Here is a 20,779-nt window from a genome sequence, read left to right as displayed (position 1 = left end):
TATGGAAGAGAATAAAGGGATTTGTAGATTGAGTGTAGTACCAGTTAGGTCAAAGGCCAGTGATACTTCTGAACAGGTGAGTCAGTTACTCTTTGGTGACCATTATCAGGTATTAGAAAGTAGTGCTGATGGTAAATGGCTGAGAGTAGAAATCGCCTATGATAGCTATCAGGGATGGATTGATGCAAAGCAGCATTACATCATTCCAGATGCTTATTATCAAGAGTTGAGTAGTTCAGATTTCAAGGTCACGCTTGATTTGGTCAGCACGATCCTTTTCAAAAAGCAAACTCAAAATATCCTCCTAGGCAGTGTGCTACCGATCACCAGTAATGAGCTTTTCCATGTAGAAGAGAGTTTGGCTTTCAATGGAGAAAGCAAAAGCCTTCATCAGAAGCGAGATTTTGAATTTGTCAAAAGAGTAGCTTTGACCTACCTCAATAGTCCCTATCAGTGGGGAGGTCGTTCACCATTTGGGATCGATTGTTCTGGTTTTACACAAAATGTCTTTAAAATATCAGGCTACAGATTAAACCGTGATGCTTCTCAACAAGTTGATCAAGGAAAGCTAGTGCCTCATTTGACTGATGCTTGTCCTGGAGACTTAGCTTTTTTTTCAAATGAAAATGGAAAAATTACCCATGTAGGCATTATCTTAGAAGATCATCAGCTGATACATGCCTCTGGCAAAGTAAGGATAGACAAACTCACTGAAGAGGGAATCATCCACTCAGAGCATGGGCAGTTGACACATAAGCTTCATAGCATCAAAAGGATATTACCCAAGGAATGATGAATAAGAAAGTATTAGTGCTCAATCAGGATTATTCACCCATAGGGGTTTGCCATGTCCAGAAAGCATTCATACTTGTTTTTCTTGACAAAGCAGATATCATCGAGCAGTTTGAGTCTCTTAAGCTTAGAACTATAGAGAAATCATTTCCCTATCCAGCAGTCATCAAGCTGTCCAACTACAAAAACATCCCCTACAAAGGTGTTATGCTAAACAGGTTCAATCTCTTTAAAAGAGATGGGTTTAGTTGTCAGTATTGTAGTTCGCGAAAAGACCTCACTTTAGATCATGTGATACCTAAATCAAAAGGAGGTAAAACTACTTGGGAAAATCTCGTAACAGCCTGTAGACGTTGTAATGCGCGCAAAGGTCATCAAACTCCTGAGCAGGTAGGACTCAAACTAGCGCAGCAACCTTATAAGCCCACCTATGCAGATTTTTTGAAGGAATATGCGCTACAAAATGCTATCGAGTGGCTTCCTTATCTAAAGGCACGTACTCTGGTATAGGTCTTTGCTGATTTACAGACTTTTAGCGGTTTCATACTTGCATTTTTTTTCATTTATCACCTTGTATTCTATCAAAAATCCCTAATTTTGCAGTCCGTTCGAGTGAGCGGTCTCAGTTTGCTGAGAAATTTTCTAACCAAAAACTCACGAATCGATAGCTCTAGAGTCGATGAGTATTTAATGAGCTGCATACAACATGTCTAAAAATCAAGAATTTGACTGGGAAAAGTTCGAGACCAAAGGTTTCGGAGAAGGTTACTCAAAAGCTGAAAAAGCTGAAATGGCTAAGCTTTATGAGAATACTCTAACCTCAGTCTCTGAAAAAGAAGTCATCGTAGGTACTGTAGTAGGTATCAACAGCAAGGATGTCATCATCAACATCGGCTTCAAATCTGATGGACTTGTACCAGTTACAGAATTTAGAGATACTCCATCTCTTAAAATCGGTGATGAAGTAGAAGTATATGTAGAAGAGCAAGAAAATGCTCAAGGCCAATTGATCCTATCTAGAAGAAAAGCCAAAATCGTCAATGCATGGGAGAAAATCCAGCAGGCACATGATGAGGATCTAGTGATCGAAGGTCTAGTGAAAAGAAGAACTAAGGGTGGTTTGATCGTAGATGTCTATGGCATCGAGGCTTTCCTTCCAGGATCTCAGATAGATGTGAAGCCGATCAGAGACTTCGATATCTATGTGAGCAAGAAGATGGAAGTGAAAGTTGTGAAAATCAATCACGCAAATGATAACGTAGTCGTTTCTCATAAAGTCTTGATCGAAAAAGACCTAGAGAAGCAAAAAGTAGAAATACTCAACAACCTAGAGAAAGGTCAAGTACTAGAAGGTGTGATCAAGAACATGACAAATTTCGGTGTATTCATCGATCTTGGTGGTGTGGATGGTCTACTTCATATTACAGACATCTCTTGGGGTCGTATCAATCATCCAGAGGAGGTACTCAGCTTAGACCAAAAGTTGAACGTAGTAGTACTAGACTTTGATGATGACAAGAAGAGAATTTCACTTGGTATGAAGCAGTTGACTGCTCATCCTTGGGATTCACTTCCTGCTGACCTTGCAGTAGGTTCTAAAGTAAAAGGTAAGATTGTAAACGTAGCTGACTACGGTGCATTCCTTGAAATCGCTCCTGGCGTAGAAGGTTTGATCCACGTGTCAGAGATGTCATGGTCTCAGCACTTGAGAAACCCACAAGACTTCATCAACATCGGTGATGAGCTAGAGGCTGTAGTTTTGACTATGGACAAAGAAGAGCGTAAGATGTCTCTTGGCATCAAGCAATTGACTGAAGATCCATGGACTAAAGATAATGTATTGACTAAGTATGCGATCGGTACTAAGCACAAAGGTATCGTGAGAAACTTGACTAACTTCGGCTTGTTCATCGAGCTTGAAGAAGGTATTGATGGTCTAGTACACGTATCTGACCTTTCTTGGACTAAGAAGATCAAGCACCCATCTGAGTTTATCAAAGTAGGTGAGGAGATCGAAGTTCAAGTACTTGAGCTTGATATCGAAAACAGAAGATTGGCTCTAGGTCATAAGCAGTTGGAAGAGAATCCATGGGATACTTTCGAAACAGTATTTGCACTAGGTTCTATTCACAAGTGTACTGTCACTAGCAAAAACGATAAAGGAGCTGTACTAGAGCTTCCTTATGGACTTGAAGGCTTCGCTACAGCTAAGAACATCGAAAAAGAAGATGGTTCTGTAGCTGAACTTGGCGAGGCGCTGGATTTCAAAGTGATGGAATTCTCTAAAGAAGACAAGAGAATAGTACTTTCTCATACTGCTATCTTCAAAGAAGAGAAGCCGAAGCCAGCTGAGAAGAAGAAAACTTCTAAGAAAGCTGCTGCTCCTGCAGATCAAAACAAAGATGCTGAAAAGTCAACACTTGGAGACATCGATGCATTAGCTTCTTTGAAAGAGCAAATGGAAGGTGGAAAAGATAAGAAGTAATTATCCAATCCAATAATATACAAAGCGCCTCATTATGAGGCGCTTTTTTCGTTTTCATCAAAATAGCAATCAAAATATTAGTTGCCGTTGAACTAAATTTAGTCTTAGAGCTTTGTAATGTATCTGCAATGTCCTTACATTTGCAGTCCAATCAACGATTGGTCGAGTGGCCGAGTGGCTAGGCAGAGGTCTGCAAAACCTTCTACAGCGGTTCGAATCCGCTCTCGACCTCAGCAAACCCAAGCAGTAATGTTTGGGTTTTTTGTTTCACTCACTTCATGCAGCTGGGCGGATGAGAACCGCTCGGTTCGAAAGCGAGAAAATCATTAAGATTTTTGAAGCTTCGCGAGTACATTTCAAAACTAAAGTGGATACGAGCAATCCGCTCTCGACCTCAGCAAACCCAAGCAGCAATGTTTGGTTTTTTTTTGTTTCAATCATTTTCGGTAGCGTAGACTCGCGTTAGAAGAAGTTTCACTGTGAGTTAAATCCTAGCATTTTGATAAGCTTTATACCTAATTGTTACAGTCATTTTAGCATATGCCCTACTCTGATAATGGGTTAAGTGAAAGGATCTTTTTTAATCAATGCAGCTAAATGGGGTTTCTATAGGTGATTATTTTGTATTATAAAGATTTATCCAAATTTTATTAAAACATAGCCTATTTGTTCGTGTGAGACCAAACATTCTACTTAGACTTTTCGCTATAATATGGACATCAGTTGAGATCTGAAAGCAATTCAACTTATTATTTATACAAATTCTAAATTATAAGACCCCTTAATTAAACAACGCTTAAGTGTCTGATATTCAAATGATAGTATCGAATAGTTAGCATTTCCTCATTGTGTCGCTAACTGTACTTATTTGTTTGAAAAAAGGAAGTCCTATAGTACATTTGTGGAGTTTATAAAAAACGCATAAAAAATACCTAAAGAGTAATAAATATGTCTATTAAACGCTCGTTGACTAAAGTTCATGTAATCGCAGGCTTCTTTGTAGCGATGCTAGCTTTGGTGGCATTTAGCTCACCAGTGCAGGCGCAGGATATCCCAAGTGATGAAGCATCCATCGCTGCTGGTAAAAGTCTTTTTGGTGCTAACTGTGCTCAGTGTCACAAGTTAGATCAGAAGTACACTGGCCCAGCACTTAGAGGTGTAACAGGAAGAAGAGAGCTTCCTTGGATCAAATCATTTATCAAGAACTCCTCAAAGTTAATCGCAACGGATGCAGATGCTAAAGCACTCTTCCAAGAGTATGGTGGCACAGTAATGCCTCCTCACGAGTTTTTAGCTGATGAAGAAATCATGCAGTTACTCGCTTACATCGAAAATGGTGATAAAGGCGGAGATAAAGCTGATGCTGATGGAGCTGCTACAGATGGTGGAGCTGCGCAGTCTGGGGATTCTTCTATGCCTAGCGAGTACTTGACTGTCATCTTAGTTGTGCTAGTAGTTGTTTTATTACTCATCTTGATCGTACTAGGTCTTATCATTTCTGTTTTGACTAAATTCTTAAATGATAAAAAGGACTTAGACGAAGACGAGAAGGAGTACATCAATCAAAAAACTGATCTTAAGAAAGTTTTCAAGAGTGAGGGTTTCATCCTCATAGTGACTGCCATCGTGGTTGCCTTGATCGCTAAAACAGCAATTGATGGTCTTTACTCTATCGGTATTCAACAAGGATACGCTCCTGCTCAGCCGATTGCATTCTCTCACCAACTGCACGCTGGTCAGTACGGTATCGACTGTCAATACTGCCACACAGGCGTTGAAATAGGAAAGTCTGCTAACATCCCATCTGCAAATATCTGTATGAACTGTCACCAACATATCAAAAACGTAGGTGGTGCAGAAGGTTTTTCTCCAGAAATCAAGAAAATCTATGATGCTGTAGAAAACAATGAGCCTATCGAGTGGGTGAGAATTCACAATTTGCCAGACTTGGCGTATTTCAACCACTCTCAGCACGTCAAAGTAGGTGGTGTAGAATGCCAGACATGTCACGGACAAATCCAGGAAATGGAGGTAGTTGCACAGCACAGTCCGCTGACAATGGGATGGTGTATTGACTGTCATAGAACAACTGATGTCAATACAGCTGGAAACGCATACTATGATAATCTAGTCAAACTACACGGTGATGGCAACGCTATGAAAGTAGCTGATATCGGTGGTCTAGAGTGTGCTAAATGTCACTATTAATAATCAATTAATTAGAAACATCTTCTCCTTAATATAATATGAAAGAGAATCAAAAGATATATTGGAAAGGCGTAGAGCAACTCACAAATGATCCTGAGTTTGTTAAGCACGCTGACAAAGAATTTCCTGAAGCATTGCCTCTAGAAAATGAAGAGGCTTCTGGAAGCTCTAGAAGAGACTTCTTGAAGTTGATGGGTTTTGGAGTAGCTGCTGCATCACTAGCGGCTTGCGAAACGCCTATCAAAAATGCTATTCCATATCTCAACAAGCCTGTAGATATCAACCCTTCTATTCCTAACTACTATGCATCTACTTATATTAATGGTGGAGATTATGCATCGATAGTAGTAAAGACGCGCGAAGGTCGTCCTATCAAAATAGATGGCAATAAACTTTCTCCGATCACTCAAGGAGGTACAAATGCTCAAGTAGAAGCTTCTGTACTTTCTCTTTATGACAAAGAAAGACTGACTAATCCATACATTGGAGGCAAAGGTGCTTCTTGGGAAGAGTTGGACAAGCAGGTAATTGCTAAATTAAAGAGTATTGCACTCACTGGTGGTGCTATCAGAATTGTTTCTAATACTGTTTTGAGCCCAACCACTAAAGAGGCTATCAAAAACTTCACATCAAAATATCCTAATGCAGTTCACGTAGCCTATGATCCTACTTCTTCAAACGGTATGGTTCAAGCTAATGATTGGGCATTTGGAAAGGCTGTAATTCCTTCATATCACTTTGACAATGCTAAGGTGATTGTTGGTTTTGGTGCAGATTTTCTAGGTACATGGATTTCTCCAATTGAGTTTACCAAGCAGTATGGTAAGACAAGAAAAATCTCTAAGGAGAAGCCAGAGATGTCAAGACACTTCCAGTTTGAGAGCAATTTCTCATTGACTGGAGCTAATGCAGACTACAGAACACCGATCAAACCTTCACAAGAAGGTCTAGTGATCGCTAACTTATATAATCTATTAGCAGCTAAGGCAGGTGCAGCTACTATGAGTGTTGCTAAACTTGATGTGCCATTCTTGACTAAAGCTGCCAATGAACTTTGGGCAAATCCAGGAGCTGGTCTCGTAGTAGCTTCATCAAATGACCCTTATGTACAAGTAGTAGTAAATGCCATCAACAGCCTAATAGGAAGCTATAGTAAGACAATCAACTTGTCAGCACCTGTGAACTTCAGACAGGGTAATGATGCTGCCATGACACAGTTCATAGCAGATGCTAAGGCTGGAAGAGTAGCAGCAGCTATTTTCTTCAATGCTAACCCAGTTTATAACCATGCTAATGGAGCGGATTTAGCAGATGCTATTTCTAAGATTGGTTTGACAGTATCCACTTCAGACAGAATGGATGAGACGACTTCTCTAGTTCAGTTTGTAGCACCAGACCATCATTTCCTAGAGTCATGGAATGACGCTAATCCAAAAGAAGGACACTACAGTCTAGCTCAGCCTACGATTACTCCACTATTTGATACTCGTCATGCTGGAGAATCTTTCTTGACATGGGCTGAGGATTCGTCTTCATACTATGATTTCTTAAGAGCCAATTGGAAAGCCAACTATTTCACTAAGCAAAGTGAGACAGGTGATTTCAATATGTTCTGGGATAAAGCACTTTTTGATGGTGTATTTACTACAGCTACTCCAGCTGCGGAAAGTGTTTCTTTTGGAGGAAATCTCCCTGTATGTGCTTCGCAAATAGGTAAAACTTATAAGGCTGATAGTAAAGATGTAGAGATCGTGCTTTACGAAAAGATCGGTCTAGGAAACGGGTCTCAAGCTAATAACCCTTGGCTACAAGAGATGTCTGATCCTATCACCAAAGCTACTTGGGACAACTATTTCACTGTATCACAAAAGTGGGCTAATGAGAATGGTATCAAGATGGTAGAAGGTGAGACCACTGTCATCAAGGTAACTGTAAATGGTAAGACACTAGAAGGACCTGCATTGGTTCAGCCAGGTCAGGCTTACGGCACGATTGGTCTAGCAGTAGGATACGGACGTACTAAAGCTGGTAAAGTCGCCAATGGCGTTGGTATGAATGCCTTCCCGTTAGTAGCAGTAGCCAATGGTTTTGCTAATTATAGCATCACTTCAGGGGTCAATGTAGAGTTGACTTCTACTAAATATAGAATAGCTCAGACACAGACTCATCAGACCTACATGGGTAGGACGAACGTAGTACAGGAGTCTGTATTAGCTAAATATAAAGAAGATGCTAGTGCTGGAAGAGAGCATCCAGAAATCTATACTTCTGAAGGTTTTAAAAAGCCTTCGAAAATATCACTTTGGAAAGGACATCAATACAGTCAGCATCACTGGGGTCTAGCAATAGATATGAACTCATGTGTGGGCTGTGGAGCTTGTACCATTGCTTGTCAAGTTGAAAACAACGTTGCGGTAGTTGGCAGAGATGAAGTCCTCAATAGAAGAGAAATGGCTTGGATCAGAATTGATAGATATTACAGTTCTGATGCACCTGCTGGTGATCTTACTGCTATGGAAGTAGCTGCGGAGAACCCAGAGGTAACATTCCAGCCGATGATGTGTCAGCACTGTAACAACGCTCCTTGTGAGACAGTATGTCCAGTAGCGGCTACTACGCACTCATCTGAAGGTCTCAACCAAATGACTTATAACAGATGTATCGGTACTAGATATTGTGCTAACAACTGTCCTTACAAAGTAAGAAGATTTAACTGGTTTAAGTATCACGATAATAAGCAGTTTGACACTAACCTATCTATGAACAATGACCTAGGTAAAATGGTGTTGAACCCTGACGTAACAGTGAGAGCAAGAGGTGTGATGGAGAAATGTACCATGTGTGTACAGAGAATCCAAGCTGGTAAATTAACTGCTAAGCGTGAGGCTAGACCAATGAAAGATGGTGATGTAGATGTGGCTTGTGCTACGGCTTGTCCTTCAGATGCTATTGTATTTGGTGATATGAATGATCCAAACAGCAGAATCACTAAGATGCTTCAACTCAAAGAAGAGGGTGAAGAGAAAGTAGTGAATGAAGAAAGAGCTTATCACGTACTGGAGGAAATCAATGTTGCTCCAAACGTTTGGTACTTCACTAAGATCAGAAACAAGGACGTAGAAAATAAGGCTTAATCATTACAAACAATTAAGATATGCAGGTTACTTCATCCGTAAGAGAACCCTTAGTAACTGGTGGGAAAACCATCAAAGATGTCACTAATGACATCGCCAGACACGTAGAGGGTAAACCAACCAAAGGCTGGCTTCTAGCTGTAGCTGTTTCTCTTGGCGTATTGACTATCGGTGCATTAGCATTGGTAGCGACACTTTGGGAAGGTATAGGTATGTGGGGTCTCAATAAAACTGTAGGCTGGGCTTGGGATATCACCAACTTCGTATGGTGGGTTGGTATCGGTCACGCTGGTACATTGATCTCTGCAGTACTTTTACTTTTCAGACAAAAGTGGAGAACATCTATCAACAGAGCTGCTGAAGCTATGACCATCTTTGCCGTTATCTGTGCGGCTCAGTTTCCTATCATACACATGGGACGTCCATGGTTAGGTGCTTATTGGGCATTGCCACTTCCAAATACTTACGGCTCACTTTGGGTGAACTTCAACTCACCACTTCTTTGGGACGTATTTGCGATTTCTACATACTTTACTGTTTCTCTTGTTTTCTGGTACATTGGTTTGATCCCAGATTTTGCTACTATCAGGGATAGAGCAAAAGGCTTGAGAAAAGTTATCTACGGTGCGTTGAGCTTCGGATGGGATGGCGCTGCTAAAACTTGGATGAGATACGAGACAGTTTCTTTGATCCTTGCAGGTTTGGCTACACCTCTTGTACTTTCTGTACACACGATCGTATCTTTTGACTTTGCTACATCAGTGATACCTGGATGGCACACTACTATCTTCCCTCCATACTTCGTTGCAGGGGCGATTTTCTCTGGTTTTGCCATGGTATTGACTTTGATGATCATTACTAGAAAAGTGTACAAACTCGAAGACTACGTGACTATGACACATATCGAGTTGATGAATATTGTCATTATCATCACTGGTTCAATTGTGGGTATTGCTTATATCACAGAATTTTTCATCGCTTGGTATTCAGGTGTAGCTGCTGAGCAGTATGCCTTTATCAATAGAGCTACAGGTCCTTACTGGTGGGCTTACTGGTCTATGATGACTTGTAACGTGATTTCTCCACAGCTATTCTGGTTTAAGAAGATCAGAACAAGTATCGTAGCTACATTTATCCTATCTATTGTAGTAAATATCGGTATGTGGTTCGAGCGTTTTGTGATTATCGTGACATCGCTTCACAGAGATTACTTACCGTCTAGCTGGGCTATGTTCTACCCGACCATGTATGATGTGGGTGTTTACCTCTTCACATTTGGTTTATTCTTCACTTTATTCTTCCTTTTTGCCAAGTTCTTCCCAGTGATCAACATGGCCGAAGTGAAATCTGTACTAAAGTCTTCATCTGAAAAAGTTAACAAGTAATATGGAAAGAGATAAGAACTTTGTCCTCGGAGTATTTGATGATGAGGATGTCCTATTAAATGCAGTAAAAGAGGTAAGAAGCTCAGGTGTGAAAATACATGAGGTTTACTCTCCATTTCCTGTTCACGGACTAGATGAAGTACTCGGATATAGAAGATCTAGACTTCCGATTGCTGCTTTTCTTTTTGGTATGCTAGGAACTACTTTAGCACTATTGATGCAGTTTTACATGATGAAGTGGGATTGGCCTATGATCATTGGTGGTAAGGATTTCGGTAACTTCCCGACTATGGTTCCTGTAGGTTTTGAATTGACAGTATTATTAGCGGCACTTGGAATGGTGGCTGTTTTTATGGTGTCTAGCGATTTGAAACCCTATAAGATTCCAAGAATTTTCGACCTTAGAAGCACAGATGATAAGCATATCATGGCTATCGATCTAGCTTACAATGACGGTGCAGAAGATAAAATCAAGGAAGTATTGAAATCTTCAGGTGCATCAGAGGTAAATAACAAAAGTTTCGAATAAGCATGAATATTGGAAATATGAGGTCTATAACTAAATATACATTGTTACTTTCCACACTAGGCTTAGCAGCACTTACTAGCTGTTCTGCTGATGGAGATAACCCAGGGGTAGAATACGCTCCTCAGATGTATCATTCTATTGCTTATGAGCCACTATCTCAAACTAGAGATAAGGAAGCAGGTAAGTGGTTGTCAAATAGAGAAGATGGTCTTGGTGAATTCTACAATTCAAATGATAACAATCCTCATGGCATGAACATGAGAGAGCCAGCTCCTAACACTGTTCAAAGAACTGCTAATGGATACCTTCCATACAGAATCCCTATGGACAGCTTAGAGTATGCCGCTAGAGTAGTAAAAAGCCCAATCGAACCAACGGAGCAAGTACTTGCTGAGGGTATGAAGCTTTATACTTCATACTGCGCGCCATGTCATGGTGATGCAGGAGATGGCAATGGTTCAGTAGGTCAAGTGATAGGTGGTGTGGCTAACTTCAAAGGTGGCGCATATATTAACATCACCGAAGGTCATATTTTCCATGTGATCACTCAAGGAAAAGGAAGAATGGGAGCCCATGGTTCTCAAATCACCCCAGAGAATAGATGGAAAATTGTTCATTATGTTAAACAACTTCAGACTAAATAAGTAATGGCACAAGCAACTAATTTCAATCTGGAAGAGAAGTTTGATTTCTCAAGCTCTCTTAAGAAAAAGATCGGTATCGTAGCAATCATAGGATTGGTGATGCTGGTACTCGGTATTGTCTTTGCTTCTGGAGGAGGACATGGTGAGCATGAAGCAGCAGACGGTGCACATCATGCATTTCATTGGTCAAAAAGGTTAATCGCCAACATTTGGATCAATAACGTGTATTTTGCAGGTATAGCAATAGTTGGAGTGTTCTTTTTTGCACTACAGTATGCAGCTCAAGCGGGATGGTCTACTCCATTTTTGAGAGTGCCTTTAGCATTTGGTTCTTGGTTGCCTTTTGCTGGCCTAGCAATGATCGCTGTGTTTTTGATAGGAAATCATGATATATTCCACTGGACTCATGCCGAGCTGTACGATACTACAAGCCCTGAGTATGATAAGATCATAGATGGTAAAAAGACATTTTTCTTCTGGCCAGGAGAGGCGGGAGGTTTTCCACTATTCTATTTCTTAAGAATGGTTGTCTTCTTTGGAGTTTGGGTACTTTTCTTTAGAAAACTGAGAAGTTTATCTATTGCTGAAGACCTTAATGGAGGAAATTCTTATTGGTACAAGATCAGATCAGTATCGGCTTTCTTTATTGTTTTCTTTGCGGTATCTTCATCAGTATCTGCTTGGGATTGGGTGATGTCTATTGATACACACTGGTTCTCAACGATGTTTGGATGGTATGTATTTGCTTCATGGTTTGTATCTGCGCTTGCAGCTATCACCTTGATCGTAGTATTCTTGAGAGAGGCTGGTTACCTGAAAATGATCAATGCTAACCACCTTCATGATTTAGGTAAGTTCGTATTTGCTTTCTCCATCTTCTGGACTTATATATGGTTTTCACAGTTCCTGCTAATCTACTATGCTAACATCCCTGAAGAGGCGGTTTACTTCGTGGAAAGAATGGAAAGTGATCATTATGCAGGTGTATTTTTTATAAATATTATCCTAAACTTTTTCTTTCCATTTTTAGTTTTGATGACAAGAGATTCAAAGAGACATACGATCTTCTTAAAGATTGTCTGCTCTGTTATCCTTTTCGGACACTGGATGGATTTCTTCTTGATGGTGACACCTGGTACGCTGAAAGAAAATGGAGGGGTTGGTTTGATGGAAGTTGGTTCTCTTTTAGTATATGGAGCGATTGTTACATTCGTTATTCTCACTTCACTTGCTAAAAATGGTTTGGTTCCTAAGAATCACCCGATGTTAGAGGAGAGCTATAATCATCATATTTAATAGTAAAGGACAAGTATAATTTAATAATATGTTAGGATTTATCATAGGTATAGGGGTTCTGTTGCTCATTAGCATTTTGTTGATGATTTTCAGGATACAATCACTAGTTAGTGTAGTCAAAGGATCTGATAAGAAGAGAGCTACAGGCAGCAATAAATGGAATGCTGCTTTAGGGATGATTTTCTTGTTAGGTACTGGATTCTTGTTCTTTTGGTATTCATTCAAAGAGTTTGACAACTATCAACTGCCTGTTGCTTCTGAGCATGGGGTAGTGACAGATGGTTTGTTCTGGACGACTATGGCTGTTACAGGGATAGTCTTTGTGATTACTCACATCTTGCTTTTCTGGTTTGGTTACAAATACCAGTACAAGGAGAATGGTAAAGCACTCTATTATCCTGATAACAATAAGCTTGAATTGATTTGGACTGTTGTGCCAGCAGTTGTACTTGCCTTGTTGATCTTTACTGGGTGGAGAGCTTGGGTAGATATCACTGAAAAGGCACCTGAGGGATCTGAAGAAGTAGAGATCATGGGTTATCAATTTGCTTGGGCAGTAAGATATCCAGGAGAAGATAAGAAGATCGGTGACTACGACTTTAGATTGATTGATGGATCTAATCAATTTGGGATGGATCTTACGGATGAGTCTTCTTTAGATGATTTCGTAGCGCCAAACGTAATGGTACTTCCTAAAGGTAAGCCCGTATTGTTCAAAATCAGATCAAGGGATGTGTTACACTCTGTATTTGCTCCACATTTCAGATTAAAGATGGATGCAGTACCCGGTATGCCTACCAGATTTTGGTTTACACCAACTAAAACTACGGCTGAAATGAGAGAAGAAACAGGAAATCCTGATTTCACTTATGAAATAGCTTGTACGGAAGTTTGTGGCAGATCGCACTTTGCAATGAGATATAGAGTAGAGGTAGTGGAGCCAGCAGAATATGAAGCTTGGTTAGCAAAACAGTCTTCTTGGTTATCTCAGAATCCAGAGTATATGGAGAAAGTTCCTGATGATTTGAAGGGTGTGGCGCAGGTAATAGTGGATCAGGAAAAAATTATTCAGAAGTAATAGAAAGGTAGAATATGTCAGTAGCAGCTAATGTTTCCGCAGGTGCACATGCTCATGATGAGCACCATGAGCACAAAGAAAATTTTATCACCAAATATATTTTCAGTACAGATCATAAAATGATCGGTAAGCAGTTTTTGCTTACAGGTATGTTATGGGCATTAATTGGTGGTTTTCTTTCTGTCATCTTTAGACTTCAACTTGGCTTTCCAGAGATGAAGTTGGAGTGGTTAAGACCACTATTAGGAGAGTGGATTCAGGTAGATGGAAGTCTAGATCCTGAGTTTTACCTAGCCCTCGTCACGATGCATGGTACTATCATGGTATTTTTTGTATTGACGGCAGGTCTTAGTGGTACATTCTCTAATTTCTTGATCCCACTTCAGATCGGAGCAAGAGACATGGCATCAGGTTTCATGAACATGTTGTCTTATTGGTTCTTCTTCCTCTCAAGTGTGATCATGTTGACGTCTTTATTTATAGAGACAGGTCCTGCTGCAGGTGGATGGGTTGTGTATCCGCCACTGAGTGCACTTCCTCAAGCGATCCAAGGTTCTGGCCTAGGTATGACACTCTGGCTAGTGGCGATGGTATTCTTTATCGTCTCTTCACTTCTTGGAGGTATCAACTATATCGCTACTGTGATTAACCTAAGAACAAAGGGGATGTCTTTCTCAAGACTTCCACTGACGATCTGGGCTTTCTTTTTGACAGCTGTGATTGGTCTCCTTTCGTTCCCAGTGTTATTTGCTGCAGCATTGTTATTAGTATTTGACAGAAGCTTTGGTACTAGCTTTTACCTATCAGATATTTACATTCAAGGTGAAGCGCTTCCTAACATGGGAGGTAGCCCTATCCTTTACCAACACTTATTCTGGTTCCTAGGTCACCCAGAGGTATATATCGTACTTCTACCTGCTCTTGGTATCACATCTGAGATTATTGCTACGAATTCTCGTAAACCAATCTTTGGATACAAGGCGATGATCATCTCTATGTTGGGGATCACTGTACTATCTTTCGTAGTATGGGCTCACCACATGTTCGTGTCAGGTTTGAATCCATTCCTAGGCTCAATCTTCATGTTCTTGACATTGATCATTGCAGTACCTTCAGCAGTGAAAGTATTTAATTACTTAACTACACTCTGGAAAGGTAATATCATCTTCACGCCAGCGATGCTATTTTCTATAGGTCTTGTATCGTTCTTCATTTCTGGTGGTTTGACTGGTATATTCCTTGGAAACTCAGCGATTGACATCCAGTTGCACGATACATACTTTGTAGTAGCTCACTTCCACTTGGTAATGGGTTCGGCTTCATTCTTTGGTTTGATGGCTGGTGTTTACCACTGGTTCCCTAAAATGTTTGGAAAGATGATGGATGCCAAATTGGGTTACATCCACTTCTGGCTAACATTCGTAGGTGTTTACATGGTATTCTTCCCTATGCACTACATCGGTATTGCTGGATTCCCAAGAAGATATTATTCATGGTCTAACTTTGAGTTTGCTAACTCTTTTACAGATTTGAACATGTTCGTTTCTGTGGCTGCGATCTTGACCTTTGTAGCGCAGTTTGTATTCTTATTCAACTTCTTCTGGAGTATGTATAGAGGTAAAAAGGCACCTCTTAATCCATGGAGATCAAATACGCTTGAATGGACTACTCCACTTGAGCCTGTTCATGGTAACTGGCCTGGTGAAATACCAACTGTATACAGATGGCCATACGATTATTCTAAGCCAGGTGCAGAAGAGGACTTTATCCCTCAGACAGTGCCTTACTCTCAAACTCCTGAGTCTAACTTACCGCACGAGCAGCAGTTTGTAGATGAGGAGAGAGAAGATGCAGCGGATGATGTCGTAGTAGCTAATGAGCATAAACATTAAAAAAATCAATAACTTCAGGAGGCTCAGCCTCCTGACTGTTATTGCAGTATACTTCCTTATTTTAGTAGGTGGGATCGTCAGGTCTACTGGCTCTGGAATGGGTTGCCCAGATTGGCCAAAATGCTTTGGCAGTTGGGTGCCTCCTACTTCTGTTGATCAACTCCCTGTTGATTATCAAGATCAATATGCAGCCCTTCGTGCTGAAAAAAACATTAAGTTCATTTCTTATTTGGAATTAGTTGGTCTAGATGAGCAAGCTCAAAAAATCAGATCAGATAAGTCTATTCTCATTGAAGAAGAGTTCAATGTGGCCAAAACATGGACAGAGTATGTCAATAGATTAATAGGTGCAATCATTGGTTTATTGATTTTCGCAACCTTCATCTACTCTTTAAACTTTTTTTCTTCTAAGCCTATTATCAGCATCATCGCTCTTGTCGCTATGGTGCTTACAGGGATCCAAGGATGGTTTGGATCAATCGTAGTCAGTACTAACCTTCTTCAATGGACTATTACTGTACATATGGTGTTGGCTATCGTAATTGTAGGAGTTTTGATTTGGATATACTTTCAAAGCCTTACTCTTGGGAAAGTGTATAAAGAAAATATCGATAAGCCGCAACCCAGACTATTTGCACTATTATGGATAGCCTTAGTATTGATGTTTATACAGATCATGTTAGGTACACAAGTGAGAGAATCGCTTGATGTCATTGCATCTTCTTTTGACAATCTCTTTAGAGAGCGATGGATTGATAATTTGGGTATTGATTTTATCATCCACAGATCCTTTTCTCTCGTACTATTAGGTATACACATCTATCTGATAGTCAAGTTGTATCAAATCACTCCAAGTAGGTCAAGAATTTCTCAAATGGGGAATTTTATCTTGGCATTAATGCTTATAGAAATAGGTACTGGCGCAGCCATGGCATATTTTGCTATACCAGCATTTGTGCAGCCAATACATTTATTAGTGGGTACTCTTATCATAGGTGTCGAATTTCTGTTAATTTTGCACCTTAATTATCAGCACAGGCTATTAGCCAAAAGTAAAATAATCTGATGCAGTCAAACGAGCTTTCTATAACCCTACAAGCCATAGTCGTAAGTCGATTAAAGGCTTATAATGATTTACTAAAATTTCGTTTATCGGCTTTAGTAGCATTCTCTTGTGGTTTCGGTTACATATTAGGTTTTAATGGTCAGATTGATTGGTTTCAGTTTGCCATGACTATGATTGGTGGGTTTCTGGTAAGTGGTGCTTCGTGTGCCGCTAATGAAATCATCGAAAGAGATGTCGATAAGCTGATGACGCGAACTCAAAACAGGCCGCTACCTACTAAGTCTATCAGTGTACAGGAGGCTTTATGGTTTGTGATCTTTACAGGTCTTATAGGATTTACACTACTTTATGCTTTTACTAATTTATTGACCACAGTACTGGCCATCACTAGTTTAGTATTGTACGTATTTGTTTATACTCCTTTGAAAAAGGTAGGTCCGATAGCAGTATTTGTAGGAGCTATACCAGGAGCTATGCCTCCATTGCTAGGTTGGACTGCTGCTACAGGGAGTATCAGTTATGAAGCTTTGATTATTTTCGGCATACAGTTCATATGGCAGTTTCCTCACTTCTGGGCAATCGCTTGGGTAGGGGATGATGACTATAAGAAGGCCGGTTTTAAACTTTTGCCGATGGGTGGTCGTAAGGATCTTAATACAGCTATTCAAATAATGATTTATACGCTGTTCTTACTACCTCTAGGTTTATTGCCTACTTATTTTGGTTTTACTGGGTTGAACTCTGGCATAGTAGCTACGATATGTGGTGTACTCTTTTTGGCGCAGACATTTTCTTTGATGAAAGACTGCTCTAAAAAATCAGCCCTCAGGATCATGTTTGGATCATTCTTGTATTTGCCTATAGTACAGATTGCTTATTTATTAGATAAAGTTTAGTATGAGTATAGATAAAATAAATACAGTAGAAGAGGCAGAGCAGCCGCTTTCGATGCATCCTCAAAAGTTTGCATTGTGGCTTTTTATTGTCACAGTGGTGATGCTTTTTGCTGCGATGACGAGTGCTTACATCGTAAGGCAAGGGGAAGGTAACTGGCTTATTTTTGATTTACCTACTTTGTTTTATGTCAATAGTGGTATCATTATACTTAGTAGTGCGACTATGCACTGGGCATACACTGCAGCCCAAAAGGACAATTTAGGGCAAGTGAAATTAGCGATGTGGCTGACTACCGTTTTGGGTTTTGCTTTCTTAGTAGGTCAGTGGGAAGCTTGGGGAGTATTAGTTGATGCTGATTTATTTTTCGTGGGGAGTAATATATCTGCCTCATTTTTATATGTTATCACAGGACTTCATGCGGTTCACCTGATTTCTGGTGTGATATTTCTAATAATTGTATTAATTTCGTCTTACAAATATAAAGTACACTCCAAGAACATGACTAGGATGGAAATGTGTGTTACCTACTGGCATTTCCTAGGTGGGCTTTGGATTTACCTTTTCGTCTTTTTATTATTGAATCATTAATTAACAAATAGTTTTAACTACTGAAATATGTCAACTACTGCAGTTTTAGATGGCCCAAAGCGTAAAGTTTGGGGCGGAGGTAATGAGCCGCTTAATGCGAGTTATGGTAAGCTGATGATGTGGTTTTTCTTGTTATCAGATGCTTTTACATTCTCTGCATTACTGGTAGCTTATGGAATGATCAGATTTACTTACCCAGGATATGCTGGGCCAGCGGAGGATTTTGTAGGGTCTAATGAGTACTGGCCAGTGCCAGAGCTTGTATTTGATGCCTTCCCGTTCCTTCATGGTGTACATATTCCACTTGGTTTCGTAGGTTTGATGACTTTTATCCTCATCCTAAGTTCAGTAACTATGGTATTAGCAGTAGAAGCAGGACATAGAAATGATAAAGATGCTGTAGTAAAGTGGATGCTTTGGACGGTAGTTGGAGGTTTTGCTTTCTTGGGCTGTCAGGCTTGGGAGTGGAATCACTTTATTCACGGTACAGACACAGGCTCTACTTTTAGATTTTTGATAGATGGAGACTGGGTGTCTCAGACAGTAAAAGGAGCTAATCTCAGCGTTAATGAATATGGGCCAGCAGCATTCGCTCAACTGTTTTTCTTTATCACAGGTTTCCATGGATTCCACGTGTTTTCAGGTGTAGCCTTTAATTTCTTGATCTTTTATCAAGCGGCAGTAGGCAAGTTAGAGCAAAGAGGACACTATGAAATGGTAGAGAAAGTAGGTCTTTACTGGCACTTTGTAGACTTAGTATGGGTCTTTGTCTTCACATTCTTTTATTTGATTTAACGAAATTTTAAAATATCATAGTCATGGATTCATTTGACAATCAACACAAGACATTAGAAGTAATACCAGCTAACAAAGAGAAAATCCAGAAGATCTGGAAGATCGCTTTGATCCTATTGGTAGTGACTTTAGTAGAATTCGTTTTTGCTTTCACCATGGAGAGAGGATTATTGCTTTACTCAATCTTCATTGGGTTGACCTTGGTGAAAGCAGCCTACATCGTGATGGAGTTTATGCACTTAAAGGAAGAGTCTAAAGCACTTTTCTGGTCTATCGTGATCCCATTGCTATTTGTAGTATGGTTAGTGATAGCGTTACTCAATGAAGGTGGTGCCATCTCCATCTACAGATAAAATAAAATTTATAGAAAAAAGGTAGGTTGGGGTGTGAACTTCAACCTATTTTTTTGTTGTCTAATAAACGCAATATGAAATTACTCAAGGCTCTAGTACTTATTTGCATACTGATGATCCCAGTGCTTATTTACTTGTTTTTAAGGACTTTTGGGGAGAATCATTATTCAGTGCCAGTATTTTATGAGAGTGGTTTATCCACTATTTATGGGGATTGTCCTAGTGATTCTACCCAGTACTTAGTTCCGAATTTTTCTTTGACAAATCAGTCTAATCAGGTAATAGAAGGGACATCATTAAATGACAAAATCACTATTGTTGATTTTTTCTTCACTTCATGTCCTAGTATCTGTCCGATCATGTCTAGTCAAATGGAGCGTGTGCAGGATGCTTTCAAGGATAATCCTAATATTCAAATCCTATCGGTCAGCGTAGATCCTACTTATGACTCAGTAGAAGTGTTAAAATCTTATGCACAGAAACACCAAGCGATTGATGGTTTTTGGCACTTTTTGACGGGTGATAAAGACAATATTTATGAATTGGCTACCTGTGGATTTGCGCTACCTACTATAGATGGTAATGGTGATCCTGATGAATTTGTCCATAGTGATAAGTTTGTCTTAGTAGATAAAGAAAGAAGGATTAGAGGCTATTACAGTGGTACCAATCGTGAAGAGGTGGACAGGTTGATATTAGAGATCAAAATACTATTATACGAATATAATCTAGCAGAGTAATGAGTACATTATCATCAAATCAAGTAGATAAAAAATACAGCAGATTGATCGCTATCGTCTCTGTTTTGATTCCGATTGTCGTAGCAGTGCTTCTATTTGTGCCAGCTAAATTAAGCTTAAGTGCGGAGTGGGTTTACCTTTTGCCAAAAATCAATGCAGTCATCAATTCCCTGACTTCAGTACTGCTCATTCTTGGTTTTATTTTTATCAAAAAGAAAATGATCAACCAGCATAGAGCAGTGATGTCATCTGCTTTTGTCTTGGGAGCATTATTTTTGGTATCATATGTAGTATATCACGCAAGTGCTCCATCGACTAGTTTTGGTGGGGAGGGCGCTATTAGAACTATATACTATGTGGTATTGCTTAGTCATATTTTATTAGCCGCTATCGTAGTTCCTTTTGTTCTCTTTGCCTTTTACTTTGCGTTGACGCAGAAGATAGAGAAGCACAAAAAGATCGTCAAATGGACTTTTCCTATATGGCTTTATGTGTCTGTGACAGGAGTGATTGTATATTTGATGATCAGTCCATATTATTCATTTTAAGAACTCAGTCCAGACATTTGACGTTTAATACTTAGTAATCTAAAGGAGTCATGAGAAAGTTTTTGAAATCATTAGTCATAGCCTGTTCGCTACTATTAGTTCAGATAAGTGCCTCTGCACAGTGTGCCATGTGTAGGGTTTCTGTAGAAAATAATGTCAGTGCAGGAGATACTTCTGTAGCTTCAGGCTTAAATTTCGGTATTCTTTATCTTTTTGTCATGCCCTATTTGATGGCAATGGTGATAGGCTTCTTTTGGTACAGGAGTAGTAAGAAAAACAAACTAAAAGCCATGCGCTTTATAAAGCGTTGAAAATATAAATAATCTCAGCTAAGTGCCCGATATGACTA

19 protein-coding genes and 1 tRNA gene are annotated in these 20,779 nt (G+C 39.8%); all 20 read left to right on the top strand.

Features of this window, described 5'->3' with window-relative positions:
- The first annotated feature begins 1 nt into the window (after position 1).
- Positions 2 to 793 carry a C40 family peptidase gene (locus tag I5349_RS09715; protein WP_226390567.1) on the top strand — a complete coding sequence of 264 codons (792 nt, stop codon included), beginning with the start codon at positions 2 to 4 and terminating at the stop codon, positions 791 to 793.
- Positions 790 to 1,302: an HNH endonuclease gene (locus tag I5349_RS09710; protein WP_317194238.1), complete on the top strand. Its 513-nt coding sequence runs from the start codon at positions 790 to 792 to the stop codon at positions 1,300 to 1,302. Before I5349_RS09715 ends, I5349_RS09710 begins: the two co-directional genes overlap by 4 nt.
- A 196-nt stretch (positions 1,303 to 1,498) precedes the next feature.
- On the top strand, positions 1,499 to 3,277 hold the full coding sequence (rpsA, locus tag I5349_RS09705; RefSeq protein ID WP_226390566.1) for a 30S ribosomal protein S1: 1,779 nt from the start codon (positions 1,499 to 1,501) through the stop codon (positions 3,275 to 3,277).
- Between the two features lie 160 nt (positions 3,278 to 3,437).
- A tRNA-Cys gene (locus I5349_RS09700) sits at positions 3,438 to 3,508 on the top strand.
- 717 nt (positions 3,509 to 4,225) lie between these two features.
- Positions 4,226 to 5,485 (top strand): c-type cytochrome, encoded by a 1,260-nt coding sequence (locus tag I5349_RS09695; RefSeq protein ID WP_226390565.1) that lies wholly within the window; start codon positions 4,226 to 4,228, stop codon positions 5,483 to 5,485.
- A gap of 38 nt (positions 5,486 to 5,523) precedes the next feature.
- On the top strand, positions 5,524 to 8,619 hold the full coding sequence (locus I5349_RS09690; RefSeq protein WP_226390564.1) for a TAT-variant-translocated molybdopterin oxidoreductase: 3,096 nt from the start codon (positions 5,524 to 5,526) through the stop codon (positions 8,617 to 8,619).
- 20 nt (positions 8,620 to 8,639) lie between these two features.
- A complete protein-coding gene (gene nrfD, locus I5349_RS09685) occupies positions 8,640 to 10,004 on the top strand; it encodes an NrfD/PsrC family molybdoenzyme membrane anchor subunit (RefSeq protein WP_226390563.1) in 1,365 nt (454 codons plus the stop codon).
- 1 nt (position 10,005) lies between these two features.
- The gene (locus I5349_RS09680; protein WP_226390562.1) at positions 10,006 to 10,533 is read left to right on the top strand and encodes a DUF3341 domain-containing protein; all 528 of its coding nucleotides are present in this window, start codon (positions 10,006 to 10,008) and stop codon (positions 10,531 to 10,533) included.
- A 17-nt stretch (positions 10,534 to 10,550) separates the two neighbouring features.
- Positions 10,551 to 11,177: a c-type cytochrome gene (locus I5349_RS09675; protein WP_226390561.1), complete on the top strand. Its 627-nt coding sequence runs from the start codon at positions 10,551 to 10,553 to the stop codon at positions 11,175 to 11,177.
- 3 nt (positions 11,178 to 11,180) lie between these two features.
- Positions 11,181 to 12,473: a quinol:cytochrome C oxidoreductase gene (locus tag I5349_RS09670; protein ID WP_226390560.1), complete on the top strand. Its 1,293-nt coding sequence runs from the start codon at positions 11,181 to 11,183 to the stop codon at positions 12,471 to 12,473.
- A 28-nt stretch (positions 12,474 to 12,501) separates the two neighbouring features.
- Complete coding sequence (locus I5349_RS09665) at positions 12,502 to 13,551, top strand: cytochrome c oxidase subunit II (protein WP_226390559.1); 1,050 nt, start codon at positions 12,502 to 12,504, stop codon at positions 13,549 to 13,551.
- 14 nt (positions 13,552 to 13,565) lie between these two features.
- The gene (locus I5349_RS09660) at positions 13,566 to 15,443 is read left to right on the top strand and encodes a cytochrome c oxidase subunit I (protein WP_226390558.1); all 1,878 of its coding nucleotides are present in this window, start codon (positions 13,566 to 13,568) and stop codon (positions 15,441 to 15,443) included.
- On the top strand, positions 15,427 to 16,509 hold the full coding sequence (locus tag I5349_RS09655; protein WP_226390557.1) for a COX15/CtaA family protein: 1,083 nt from the start codon (positions 15,427 to 15,429) through the stop codon (positions 16,507 to 16,509). The genes I5349_RS09660 and I5349_RS09655 overlap by 17 nt, the downstream gene beginning before the upstream one ends.
- Positions 16,509 to 17,405 (top strand): heme o synthase, encoded by an 897-nt coding sequence (cyoE, locus tag I5349_RS09650; protein ID WP_226390556.1) that lies wholly within the window; start codon positions 16,509 to 16,511, stop codon positions 17,403 to 17,405. The genes I5349_RS09655 and cyoE overlap by 1 nt, the downstream gene beginning before the upstream one ends.
- A gap of 1 nt (position 17,406) precedes the next feature.
- Complete coding sequence (locus I5349_RS09645) at positions 17,407 to 17,994, top strand: cytochrome c oxidase subunit 3 (RefSeq protein ID WP_226390555.1); 588 nt, start codon at positions 17,407 to 17,409, stop codon at positions 17,992 to 17,994.
- A 27-nt stretch (positions 17,995 to 18,021) separates the two neighbouring features.
- On the top strand, positions 18,022 to 18,789 hold the full coding sequence (locus tag I5349_RS09640; RefSeq protein WP_226390554.1) for a cytochrome c oxidase subunit 3: 768 nt from the start codon (positions 18,022 to 18,024) through the stop codon (positions 18,787 to 18,789).
- A gap of 23 nt (positions 18,790 to 18,812) precedes the next feature.
- Positions 18,813 to 19,142 carry a cytochrome C oxidase subunit IV family protein gene (locus I5349_RS09635; RefSeq protein ID WP_226390553.1) on the top strand — a complete coding sequence of 110 codons (330 nt, stop codon included), beginning with the start codon at positions 18,813 to 18,815 and terminating at the stop codon, positions 19,140 to 19,142.
- 74 nt (positions 19,143 to 19,216) lie between these two features.
- Positions 19,217 to 19,882 carry an SCO family protein gene (locus I5349_RS09630; protein WP_226390552.1) on the top strand — a complete coding sequence of 222 codons (666 nt, stop codon included), beginning with the start codon at positions 19,217 to 19,219 and terminating at the stop codon, positions 19,880 to 19,882.
- Complete coding sequence (locus tag I5349_RS09625; protein WP_226390551.1) at positions 19,882 to 20,430, top strand: DUF420 domain-containing protein; 549 nt, start codon at positions 19,882 to 19,884, stop codon at positions 20,428 to 20,430. The genes I5349_RS09630 and I5349_RS09625 overlap by 1 nt, the downstream gene beginning before the upstream one ends.
- 50 nt (positions 20,431 to 20,480) lie before the next feature.
- Positions 20,481 to 20,741, top strand: coding sequence for a hypothetical protein (locus I5349_RS09620; protein WP_226390550.1), 261 nt, complete (start codon positions 20,481 to 20,483; stop codon positions 20,739 to 20,741).
- The last annotated feature ends 38 nt before the right edge of the window (positions 20,742 to 20,779 follow it).

Origin of the sequence: Penaeicola halotolerans, assembly GCF_016464625.1 — a bacterium.
GTDB lineage: Bacteria > Bacteroidota > Bacteroidia > Cytophagales > Cyclobacteriaceae > Penaeicola > Penaeicola halotolerans.
Note: the sequence above shows the minus strand (reverse complement) of the source record. Positions and strands in the feature narration are given on the sequence as shown.

What these genes read in the sequence shown, in the direction of transcription:
- I5349_RS09715 (WP_226390567.1), top strand. Translation starts at nt 2, where the DNA reads ATGGAAGAGAATAAAGGGATTTGTAGATTGAGTGTAGTACCAGTTAGG.
- I5349_RS09710 (WP_317194238.1), top strand. Translation starts at nt 790, where the DNA reads ATGATGAATAAGAAAGTATTAGTGCTCAATCAGGATTATTCACCCATA.
- rpsA (WP_226390566.1), top strand. Translation starts at nt 1,499, where the DNA reads ATGTCTAAAAATCAAGAATTTGACTGGGAAAAGTTCGAGACCAAAGGT.
- I5349_RS09695 (WP_226390565.1), top strand. Translation starts at nt 4,226, where the DNA reads ATGTCTATTAAACGCTCGTTGACTAAAGTTCATGTAATCGCAGGCTTC.
- I5349_RS09690 (WP_226390564.1), top strand. Translation starts at nt 5,524, where the DNA reads ATGAAAGAGAATCAAAAGATATATTGGAAAGGCGTAGAGCAACTCACA.
- nrfD (WP_226390563.1), top strand. Translation starts at nt 8,640, where the DNA reads ATGCAGGTTACTTCATCCGTAAGAGAACCCTTAGTAACTGGTGGGAAA.
- I5349_RS09680 (WP_226390562.1), top strand. Translation starts at nt 10,006, where the DNA reads ATGGAAAGAGATAAGAACTTTGTCCTCGGAGTATTTGATGATGAGGAT.
- I5349_RS09675 (WP_226390561.1), top strand. Translation starts at nt 10,551, where the DNA reads ATGAGGTCTATAACTAAATATACATTGTTACTTTCCACACTAGGCTTA.
- I5349_RS09670 (WP_226390560.1), top strand. Translation starts at nt 11,181, where the DNA reads ATGGCACAAGCAACTAATTTCAATCTGGAAGAGAAGTTTGATTTCTCA.
- I5349_RS09665 (WP_226390559.1), top strand. Translation starts at nt 12,502, where the DNA reads ATGTTAGGATTTATCATAGGTATAGGGGTTCTGTTGCTCATTAGCATT.
- I5349_RS09660 (WP_226390558.1), top strand. Translation starts at nt 13,566, where the DNA reads ATGTCAGTAGCAGCTAATGTTTCCGCAGGTGCACATGCTCATGATGAG.
- I5349_RS09655 (WP_226390557.1), top strand. Translation starts at nt 15,427, where the DNA reads ATGAGCATAAACATTAAAAAAATCAATAACTTCAGGAGGCTCAGCCTC.
- cyoE (WP_226390556.1), top strand. Translation starts at nt 16,509, where the DNA reads ATGCAGTCAAACGAGCTTTCTATAACCCTACAAGCCATAGTCGTAAGT.
- I5349_RS09645 (WP_226390555.1), top strand. Translation starts at nt 17,407, where the DNA reads ATGAGTATAGATAAAATAAATACAGTAGAAGAGGCAGAGCAGCCGCTT.
- I5349_RS09640 (WP_226390554.1), top strand. Translation starts at nt 18,022, where the DNA reads ATGTCAACTACTGCAGTTTTAGATGGCCCAAAGCGTAAAGTTTGGGGC.
- I5349_RS09635 (WP_226390553.1), top strand. Translation starts at nt 18,813, where the DNA reads ATGGATTCATTTGACAATCAACACAAGACATTAGAAGTAATACCAGCT.
- I5349_RS09630 (WP_226390552.1), top strand. Translation starts at nt 19,217, where the DNA reads ATGAAATTACTCAAGGCTCTAGTACTTATTTGCATACTGATGATCCCA.
- I5349_RS09625 (WP_226390551.1), top strand. Translation starts at nt 19,882, where the DNA reads ATGAGTACATTATCATCAAATCAAGTAGATAAAAAATACAGCAGATTG.
- I5349_RS09620 (WP_226390550.1), top strand. Translation starts at nt 20,481, where the DNA reads ATGAGAAAGTTTTTGAAATCATTAGTCATAGCCTGTTCGCTACTATTA.